The 10730-nt window shown below is 40.7% G+C and carries 7 protein-coding genes; 2 read left to right on the forward strand and 5 right to left on the reverse strand.

Annotated elements, in window-relative coordinates; genetic code table 11:
• A partial coding sequence (locus PHO71_RS24325) for a PepSY domain-containing protein (RefSeq protein WP_300208645.1) occupies nt 1–203 on the forward strand: 203 nt, incomplete at its 5' end.
• A 171-nt stretch (nt 204–374) separates the two neighbouring features.
• Nucleotides 375–794 (forward strand): META domain-containing protein, encoded by a 420-nt coding sequence (locus PHO71_RS24330; protein WP_300208647.1) that lies wholly within the window; start codon nt 375–377, stop codon nt 792–794.
• A gap of 125 nt (nt 795–919) precedes the next feature.
• Here the strand turns inward: PHO71_RS24330 and PHO71_RS24335 are convergent, their stop codons facing one another.
• The 5 genes from PHO71_RS24335 to PHO71_RS24355 all read right to left on the reverse strand — a co-directional run bounded on the left by PHO71_RS24335 (nt 920) and on the right by PHO71_RS24355 (nt 10492).
• Nucleotides 920–3226, reverse strand: a complete 2307-nt coding sequence (locus PHO71_RS24335) for an alpha-amylase family glycosyl hydrolase (protein WP_300208648.1) — start codon at nt 3224–3226, stop codon at nt 920–922.
• Between the two features lie 77 nt (nt 3227–3303).
• Nucleotides 3304–4686: a DUF5115 domain-containing protein gene (locus PHO71_RS24340; protein ID WP_300208650.1), complete on the reverse strand. Its 1383-nt coding sequence runs from the start codon at nt 4684–4686 to the stop codon at nt 3304–3306.
• 24 nt (nt 4687–4710) lie between these two features.
• Nucleotides 4711–5835: a SusF/SusE family outer membrane protein gene (locus tag PHO71_RS24345; protein ID WP_300208652.1), complete on the reverse strand. Its 1125-nt coding sequence runs from the start codon at nt 5833–5835 to the stop codon at nt 4711–4713.
• Nucleotides 5836–5878: 43 nt separating this feature from the next.
• Nucleotides 5879–7453, reverse strand: a complete 1575-nt coding sequence (locus PHO71_RS24350) for a RagB/SusD family nutrient uptake outer membrane protein (RefSeq protein WP_300208654.1) — start codon at nt 7451–7453, stop codon at nt 5879–5881.
• A gap of 27 nt (nt 7454–7480) precedes the next feature.
• On the reverse strand, nt 7481–10492 hold the full coding sequence (locus PHO71_RS24355) for a TonB-dependent receptor (protein ID WP_300208656.1): 3012 nt from the start codon (nt 10490–10492) through the stop codon (nt 7481–7483).
• Nucleotides 10493–10730: the final 238 nt, after the last annotated feature.

A 10730-nucleotide genomic window follows, 5' to 3' on the forward strand; every position in this document is an offset into this window, starting at 1 on the left:
AAGCCGGAGGAACGTATGGCATCAAGCTGGCCGAGGCAAGCGCAGGTGATAAATTATACCGAATGAATTATGACATACATACGGGTTCCATTTTAGGTCTCCCCGGTAGAATTATAGTATTTCTTGCGAGCCTCATCATTGCTTCACTCCCAGTAACCGGATTCATCATTTGGTGGCGCAAGAAGAAAAAAAGACGCAAATAGCATGATTGTAAAGAAGCATCTGTACACTAATGAGACAAACCATGAAAAGGTATCTATTACAGATACCTTTTTTTGTGACCGTTAAACAAATCTAAATTACACCCTTCACGAAGCAAGCAATGCACTTTTACTTCATTTAGACTATAAATAACCAATCAAAATAATGAAGTAATGAAAAAAGTATCGATTCTTATTTTTACATTTTGCCTGATTTTAAGTTCATGTGCCACATCAAAAAGAGCACAACAGGAAGTTTCTATTACGGCAACACAATGGAAATTGATAACTGTGGGCACCTCTTCAAAGGAACTTATACCGAGCGAAGAAAACCCTGTGACACTAAAAATAGAGAACAACCAGGCAAGTGGCAACAGTGGTTGCAATTATTTCTCGGGACCTGTAGAGTTGAAAGAAAAGAGTCTCAAGTTTGGCGATTTAGCGTCAACCAGTAAGTACTGCATGGAAAGTATGGAAATAGAAAATGCCGTATTGAAAGCGTTGAGCGAAACGGATAATTACAGAATTAAGGACAATAAACTTGAACTTCGAAAAGGTTCCCAAACATTAGCTACATTTGCTATAGCCAATTAAGGCAACACGCGTACACGCGCATTGCAAACGAAATAAATAGTCTTAAAAAGAAAGTGGCAACTTTGTGTTTTGTATGCACAAAGTTGCCACTTAACATGTTAGATATCAACGAATACAAATACAATTTAGTTAGACTGAAAATCTACAAACAATTTGAATTCGTGTGCAGGTATGCTTATCGTTTGATTAGTAGCCGACACAGAAACAGATTCTCCCGTCATGTAGTTATACCACGTACCCGTATGCGGGAAGGTAACAGTGTAGCTGCCTGCCTGATTCGTAAAGTTGCCTGCAACAACAAGTTTCTTACCTCCCCCTTCAAGAGTCAGGAAGCGGCCGTTCAACCAGTTGGTATTTCCTTTTACCTGCCAGCTAAAGATTGCTGAAGTATCAAATAATTCAGTATTTGCATTGCGCAAAGTCATCAGTTTGGCATAGGTGTCATAAAGCGCTTTACGGTTTGCATCAACATAATACTCCCACTCAATAGGTTTCTTGCCGGTACGTCCGTTCTCTTCGATGGAATGATCGTAACCCAACTCACCAAATTGCCAAATCATTTTCGGGCCGGGTACAGTAAGGAAGAAAGCCGTATTCACTTTCAGTTGCTTCATCCGATCTGCCAGACTCGTTTTAAACGTATAATTGCCATAAGCGATTTGTTTAAAACTCATGCGCTCCTCGTCGTGGCTTTCCATGAACCCAACCAAAGAGCCCATAGGCATTGAAGTGTCATACAAGCCCGAGAAATCAGAATTATCGGGAAGTCCCATAGCCGATTCGCAATAGGCATAGTTCATGTTACGCCACAAATACATGCCGTCATTAGCTAACTCCTTCTCTTCTGCGTTATCACAAAAATGCTCCAATATCATCATGGCCGAAGGATTGACTGTTTTCACCGTACTGTTGTAATCTTTAAGAATGGCAACGCGAGTAGCATCGTAAGCAGAAGCCTTACTCTCCGTGCTGCTTTTTTGTGTAAATCCTTTCGTCAGGTCAAAGCGGAAACCATCAATCTTATACTCTTTTAGTAAGAATTCAAGGTTCCGTTTTACAAAAGCACGAACCAAAGGAGATTCATGATTGAAGTCATGAAACACACTGTAAGGGTGAGGTGCATCCACATTAAACCATGGATTCTGAGCAGACGTTTTGTTCGTTGCACTGTTCCAATAAAGTTTAGCAAACGGATGTGAGCCGGTGGCATGATTATAAACCACATCAAAAATAACAGCAATACCTTCTCCGTGACATGCATCAATGAACTCCTTATACATCTTGTCTGTTCCATACGCTTTATCGAGCGCAAAGAAGAAACAAGGATTATAGCCCCAACTATCGTTGCCGTCGAATTCCTGTACGGGCATCAATTCAATGGCATTTACCCCTAAAGATTTGAGGTAGCTCAATTTATCTTTAGCTCCGTTGAGGTCGCCCGAAGCAGTGAAGTCACGCAACAACATCTCATAAATCACCAGATCATCTTTATCCTTCATTTTGAAAGCAGTATTCTTCCACGTGTAAGTATCCGGTTCTGTTTTAAACACGGAAACAATGCCTTCAGCTCCTTGAGGATACGTCTTGTCTTCATTATAGGTAGTAGAAGATATATAAGAATCATTATCCGGATCAAGTATTTTTCTGCTATAGGCATCAGCCAGACGCGTGGCACCTTCTGCCGCCGTTCCTACATAATATTGGAAAGCATACTCTTTAGTCCCCGTCAAACCGCTTAATGTAATCCACCAACAGCCGGCAGCGTCATCCCGATTCATCTGAGATTTATCATCATTTGTCAACTTCCAGCTATTGAAATCACCTATCACATGCGCATAATCTTTGTGATTACCATTCTTATCCTTGTCGTAAAGCACCAACGTAACAGTAGAACTATTAACAATATTAATTCCCTCCTTTACTCCGGCAGGCAAGGTAGCATACTTAATAGCCGCAGGCGTAAATGGCTTGTATTTTGAATCGGTAACAGAAACAAAGGCATCATCAGTTAAGCCCTTCTTGCTGCCATCGGCGTTGCGAATCACAATGCCCAGATTCTGAATGGAAGTTTCACCCGAAGCAAACCATTGCCGAACAGTAGGAGACAGCTTGACACTCCACACATTGTCGGCCGCTTTTGTCATTTTACATTTTGAGATATTTTCCGTCCATTCGGCAGGAACATACTTCCAGCTTCCATCAACGATTACGCCTATGTGAACATAAACATCTCCAACATAATTATACAAAGCAGAAGTACTACCTGCTTTAAAAGTAATTGTCAGCTCCTGATCCGCATCGGGAGCAGTTGGAGAATAGTTCAAACCTTCTTTGAGAACAACCGGTGGTTCTATGACAGGATCATCACTACCACTGCAAGCAGCTATTAAAAAAGGGATTAATAATAAAAACCAATACTTATATCTCTTCATAAAACTAAAATTTTAAAATCAGGGCTCCAAGCAGTGTACCTGTTGAAGCCCCGATCATTATACTGAACAGTATGTAATTACTGTTTTACAATTGTGCATTTATAAGCCTTAGGATCACTTAAGTTTAAGGTAATTAAATAATTACCACTTTCAGCAATGCTCATATTGTCGCCGCCATAAGTCAGATTACTTGCATTACCTCCTAAGTTAATATCCCATGCATTATTAGCTCTGAACTTCATGACCTTTCCTCCTGTTAATTCAGCCGTTACAGTCCATTCACCGGTCGTTGCATTGTAAGTCATATCAGTTGAAGTATCCCAGCTACCCGGTGTTGCATCACCAATAATTCCCCAAACAGTTTTGGTCACCGTATAGGTCATAGGAGTTGTTGCTAAATTAGCAGTTAAGCGGTAATAACCGGCTTCGGTTACACTCATGTTTCCAGCGTTAGCGTCGGTACTTAGCGTTCCGTCTCCTCCGTTACCGTAATTAGTACCGTCCCAGCTTGGTTGAGCGGTAAACTTAAACGCTTGATCGGCAGCTGTAAAGTTAACATATCCATCATACTTCATGTCATAGTTCTGACAATAAATAATAGGTGCCAACTCAGGCTTCCAATCTTGATGCGCTCCCGGTACATATAATTGAAGAGCCATGTCACCAATGTAGTCAATGGTGTAAGTTGATTCCATCATATTCAATGTAAACTTAACGTAGCCTGCTTCCTCAGCTATTTTACCGGCTTTAGCATTATCGTTTACTAATGTACCCGTTGCAGAAGTATCACCATCAGCAGACGGACCAAGAACGCCGGGGTTAGCCGATACATTACTTGCATCCACATTCGATTGAGGAATGATTTTCCAGTAACAATTGGCAGGCACCTTAACGATAACAGTAAAATAAGGATCTTCATACACATCTTTACCGCTGTGATTGAATTTAACTAATTTGGTTCCGTCCCAAGCATTCATATCACCGATCAAGTAATAAGCAGTCTCAATAACGGGAGCCACCGGGGTAACAATAATATCAATCGTATCGGAAGAAGCGCGGAACACCTGACCATTCGTCTTCATGTATGCATGAACAACACCTTTCATGGTTCTCGCTTGCGGACGTTTGCCAAAAAGCTGTGTTACAGCCGATTGTAAATCGGCTGTTGCAACTTTACCCGTTGGCGTTAGATTCAAAAGTATTTTTTGGTCAAAGCTCAGATCGAAACCGGTAATCGTTTGCCCTTCACTCACCGGCGGAGCGGTGAATGAACAAACAGCAACCGAATCGGTCGTAACCGTTGCTAAATCAATTGCCGAAGCAGCCGTAGCTGAGAAAGAAACCGATTTACCATCTTCCTGTTCCCAACTCTGCGGAGCAGCAACATCTTCGTTAAAGTCCTCATCGCAAGCAACCAATGCTGATGCCAGCATGAGCATATATAATGCTATCTTTTTCATATTCATTTCCTGATTACAATGTTATTACTCATACTTTCCTTTACCAGTCATAAAGTTCAGGTAAGCTTTCTGTCCTGCACTACCAGTAAATTTGTCCTGATCTCCTCCGGTACCACGATAAGAAATAAGGCCATCTGCCAAAACGATAAACTCAGTTTTCCACCAATCAACATCTTTCAGTTTAACGCACATACGTACCTCGCCTGTAGCAACAAAAGGAATGGAAGTAAAGAACCCTTCTCCATCTGCAGGAACAGTAAACTTGTTGGTCTCATCAAAGAAATCCCAGCCGCCGGCTGTACCACCGGTCAAATAGACCTCAGGTTTATTAAACTCAACGGTGTAAACGATGTTACGGCCAACGATCTCGGCTTTTACAACCACCAGATACCAACCGGCATTCGCTACAACAATATTACCGTCACCACTTAAACCAGCCTCTGCATTATCTTTCAACGTAGCAGTGGTTGCAAACTCAACGCCATCCCAAGCCTTTTCAATGTTGAACTTCAGTTCGCCCTTCTCAGGAACATAAATCATTCTCCAGAACGTACCGTTATTGTCATAGGTAGGAATCATTGCAATAGCGTTTTTCTCCCAATCCCATCCGCCAACACCGCTTCCGATGATATTCATTGTTTTGGGTAACACAACCGGACTTAATGCGAAATGTACGCGAACATTCTGTAATTCAACTACGTTGGAATATATTTCTCCCGTTCCGGTTGTTAATGCCGCCTTAAGACGAACATACATCTTGGTCACAATAGGAAATTCATCTTCTGTCTTGCCATTAGCTAAAGCCATTGTAGTTGCTGCTGTCGCAATTTCCGATGCATCAACATTCATTTTGGCTGTTGTATAAGTAGTAGCTAAAGTAGTATAAGTTCCTTCGGTTGTAAAATCGTTGTTTAACGAAACCTGAACCGTATAGACTGTTGCAGCAGTAAAACCATAATCCGGCTGCGAACAAGTCAGTTCCACGCTTGAAGACTTCGACAAGTCATACACTGCCGTAGAGTAGGCAGGCGTATTCAATACAAAAGCAGTTGGATCCTGTAATATCGGATTTGAATCTCTGTCATCCTCACAAGCTGTGAAAAGAGATAATCCCAAGAACAAGGATGCCCATATCGTTATTTTTTTCATAATCATTACTTTTTATTAATTACTAAATCTTGTTGCAACCTCATTAATAACCAGGATTCTGTGTCAGGTTAGAGTTAGAATTCAAGTCGTTGGTAGGAATAGGATATAAGTTATAGTTTACACTAAAACTGGTTCCTGCCTGAGTACCACCTTTCCATTGCCAAGTATAATCAGAGTTACCACCAAATTTATCAAAACGGATCAAATCAGAGCGACGACGGCCTTCGAATGCAAATTCTCTGGACCACTCATCCAAAATCATACTCAAGGTATAAGAAGTCTCCGTCTTTGCATTAGCACGTGTACGAAGAGCATTAATCGCATTTTTTACGGGATCCGAACTGATGTTGTTGTTTGCTCTGAGAGTTGCTTCAGCAAAAGTAAGGTAAGCTTCGGCAGCCCGCATAAAAGGCACATCCGTATCGGTGAATTTGGAATCATTAGATAAAGCTCCATCTGCTCTTACGTTTGAATACTTAGCACAAGAGAAGCCATTGACAAATTTGGATTCATCATCTATGGACAACGTACGATCAGTTCCGTAAAACAAAGCACGATCATCTTTAGCAGCTGTAACCATTTCAGTAACTCCTACATTAGGAGCATCGGATGTTGGAAAGAATTTAGCCATCAGTTGAGGACGGCAACTGTTTCCGGCCCATCCTTCGGTAGTGCCGTAGTAAGGCATATCATCCTTCTGTGTTGATGCAATCAAGTACAAACTGCCACCGTAATTTTTGGTTGTAGCTCCATCTTGCAAAATAGGAAGGATAATTTCAGTGTTCGCTGTATTAACAGAACTGCCATTGTTATCAGCCATAAACAAATGTTTATAAGTAGTGCTCAATGTATAAGCAGAGTTCATCACTTTTTCGGCATAAGTAGCAGCATCTGTCCAACGTGCAGTACCGGTATAGACTTCAGCATTCAAGTACAAGCGTGACAACAATAACCATGCAGCTGCCCTATCAACACGGCCATACGTATTAGTACGTGGCTCCTTCATATCAGGTTCAATAGCTAATAATTCCGTTTCAACAAAGTTGAACAGCTCACTTCTCTTAGCTTGTTGAGGATTCTCTGTTGACACACTTGTTACCAAAGGAACATTGCCAAACATATCAATCAGGTAGTAATAATTCAATGCGCGAATAAAACGGGCTTCCGCACGCTGAGCAACAGACTCCGCATCCGTTTTTCCTTCCGTTTGTTCCAAGAAGAAGTTACATAGAGTCACATCAAAAAACAAACGATAATACAAACCTGTAATCTGGCTGTGAGAAGCTCCCCATGCGCCATAATTCAATTCAGGAATACCTACATCAGTCCAGTTGCAATGAGCCTCATCGGTGGGTAATTCGTTCAGATTCCATATCAAGCGTACAAAATCAGAAGTTCCTTCATCAATTCCATCTACGTCACCACTTCCGGCAGGACCTTCCTGTCCTGTCAAGCCGAGTGTTGCATAAATTTTAGTAAAAACTTCGTTTTGATTAAATTCCATTGTTGTGCTCGGATCAATCGGATTAACATCCAAATCGCTCACACAAGAGGTTACACTGAGCGCCAATGTCAAGGCTGCTGCCGGTATAATTGATTTTAAATATCTTAATTTCATAATGATGTTCTTTAAATGTTAAGTGATTTAGAAGTTAAGACTTAAACCGATAAGTGAAACCAACGGACGTGGATAGATATCTCTGTCAATACCTCCGTTTACTTCCGGATCAAGGCCTTTGTAATCAGTAATCGTAAAGACATTGGATACTGCTGCATAAGCACGCCCACTAACACCTAATCCAAAGAGTCTCTTGAATGAATATCCCAACGTAATATTATCACATTTCAGGAAAGAAGCATTCTGTACATAATAATCGGACATATAGTAGTTACCGGTTCCCTGGAAGTTATTGGCAAGTACCATGGTAGGACGGTTAACCAAGAAATTCGAAGGAGCATAGAGTGTGCCCATATCACTGTTGTTTGATTCTACATCATTATATACATAATTATTAAAGCTGGCACGCAGTGAAAAGCTCAAATCCCAAGCTTTATAAATTAATTTAGAGGTGAATCCCATCAACACATCTGCTGTTGGTTTTTTGTAGAAGTATTTATCACTTTCATTGACTACGCCATCACCATTGCGATCTACAAACAAGTTTTCAATCGGTTTACCGTTTTTATCATATACTTGTTGGTATACATAGAAAGAAGAAGCCGGATGTCCAACAGCATGCGCCTGAACCGTATTACCTGTTCCGGCGGAAATACCACCTGTAGTAACATAGTATCCTTCGCCGTCACCACTGGTTAATTTAGTAATTTCAGTCTTATTATATGTCAGATTAAAACCAACATCCCAAGTCAAATCCTTTTCAACAATCGGTTTTGCGTTGATTGTAAATTCAAAGCCTCTGTTTTCCAAAGAACCTACATTCGCATTTACCTGATTCTTAAAGTTTGTACCGGCAGCAACATATACATAATTCAACAAGTCATCAGTCTTGCGGAAATAATAATCAGCCGAAGCAGTGATGCGACCATTAAGGAAACCAAAATCCAATCCGGCATTGTAAGTTGTTGTTTTTTCCCACTTCAGGTTTTTATTATAAGCATTGGGCCTATAAGTCTCACCATCTCCGTAACCGATAGGATAATAAGCACCATCTTTGTTGGCATTGTAAGAAGCAAAATAAGCATAATCACTACCAATGTTTTGCTGTCCTGTCATACCATATCCTAATCTGAGTTTCAAATCAGAGAAAAGATCTACATCTTTCATAAAAGCCTCTTCTTTTATTTTCCATCCCAATGCGAATGAAGGGAATGTTCCCCAACGATTGTCTTTGTGGAAACGAGAAGAACCGTCATGACGTACAGTTGCAGTAAACAAATACCTATCCAATAAAGAATAATTCAAACGACCAAAGAAAGAAACCAGAAAGTTCTCTGAAGCCCATTCTTTTGTTGTCAGGTTATATGCTTCACCCGGTTTTTCAGTATGAGTAGACTGATAATAACCATTGTACCGTGAAGATCCTTCGCGGTGAAAATGTTGCCACTCGTAACCACCCATTACATCAAAGTTGTGAATGTTCAACTCCTTAGTATATTGTAAATAAGAGTTGAAAGAAAGATTATATTTATCAATCTTTTCCCATCCATAACTACCGTAATAGTTATTAGAAGCTGAATAAGGACTTACATCCGTGTTCTGCTTACCGGTTGAAACATCCATACCTCCATTCATGTGAAGACGAAGATCGGGTAAGAAATGAAATTTATAATCAACTTCCAGATTACCTACTAAAGATTTCGATGTGGCTCTATCGTTTTTCATTTCGAGTGTAGAAACCGGATTGGCAGGTGCCAATGAGTTGAATGTGCGCGTCCAGTTCGGATCATTCAAAGAAGTACCATTTGTTGTCCACTGGAAATACCCACCAAAATAGTTTTTGTAAACATCATCAGAAGAATAAACAGACTGTGTTGGATCAAAACGAGCGGCTGCTCCCACTACCCCACCATCGGCATAACGGCTTTTAGCCAACATCGCCTTCAAGTTTCCGTTCAATTTCAAATAACCATCAAGGAACGAAGGAGCTACATTAACAGATGCCGTATAACGTTCAAATTTAGAAGTTTCAATAATACCATTCTGATTGGTATACCCCAAAGAAACGCGATAAGGCATATTCTTCAAGCCTCCGGATATGGTAAGATTATGGTCTGTACTCAATGCAGTTCTATAGATCTCATCTTGCCAGTCAGTATTACTGTTTCCCAAAGCTCTGTAGGCATCACTATCTTCTCCATAGAGTTCTACAATCCACTTACGATAATCACTTGCGTTCAGTACATCAAGCGTCTCTTTGACATTACTCATTGAAACATTACCGTCGTATGCCACACTAGGTGCTGCCCCGGCAGAACCTTTTTTAGTAGTGATGATAATCACACCGTTTGATGCACGTGAACCGTAGATAGCAGTTGCTGAGGCATCCTTTAATACCGTAAATGTTTCAATGTCGTTGGGGTTTACCATTGACAAAGGGTTGGCCAAACCTTTAACGCCATCGTTATCCATTGCCAAGCCATCAATGATAATCAACGGATCATTACTGGCCGAAAGAGAAGAACCACCACGAATACGTATCGTTGCTCCACCACCCGGCGTACCACCATTGGACACAACATTTACACCGGCTATTTTACCGGCCATTAAATCTTGCGCATTGGTTGTAAGTCCACGATTCAATTTATCAGGTTTTATAGCCGTAACCGAACCTGTTGCATCGTTTTTCTTCACTGTACCGTAGCCGATAACTACAGCCTCCTCAAGCATCACCGCATCATCCTGAAGCGTAACTACCATGTTACGGGCTGCTGGAATCTCGGCCGACTCGTATCCTACAAATGAGAATACTAAAATAGAATTCTGAGGAGCATTCAGAACAAAGTTACCATCAAAATCTGTAATTGTTCCGTTCGAAGTGCCTTTAACCAATATGTTAGCACCAATAATTGGCTCGCCTGTTACATCTTTCACATGTCCCTTAATAGAGATCTGTTGAGCAAAAGCGCCAATTGACAAGAACATCCCTAATAGCAGGGGAAGAATCGTTCGAAGGATTCTAAGATTAACTTGCTTCATGCATTCTTAAAATTAAAGTTAACAATATATTGAATATACATTTCACATCACTAACAGAACCTCTCATTCTGTTCGTTTGTAACTGCAACAAAAATAGGACTTCTTAACATAAGCGATACAACTTATTTAGTCAAATCTGCATTTAGCACAGTGCAATCGTTTGCACTCCGATGCGGAATCAAACACACCTCATAATCAAACAATTGCGGTTCGTTCCATTATTTTTGCATACAGTTAA

Origin of the sequence: Bacteroides sp. (genome assembly GCF_028690125.1) — a bacterium.
GTDB lineage: Bacteria > Bacteroidota > Bacteroidia > Bacteroidales > Bacteroidaceae > Bacteroides.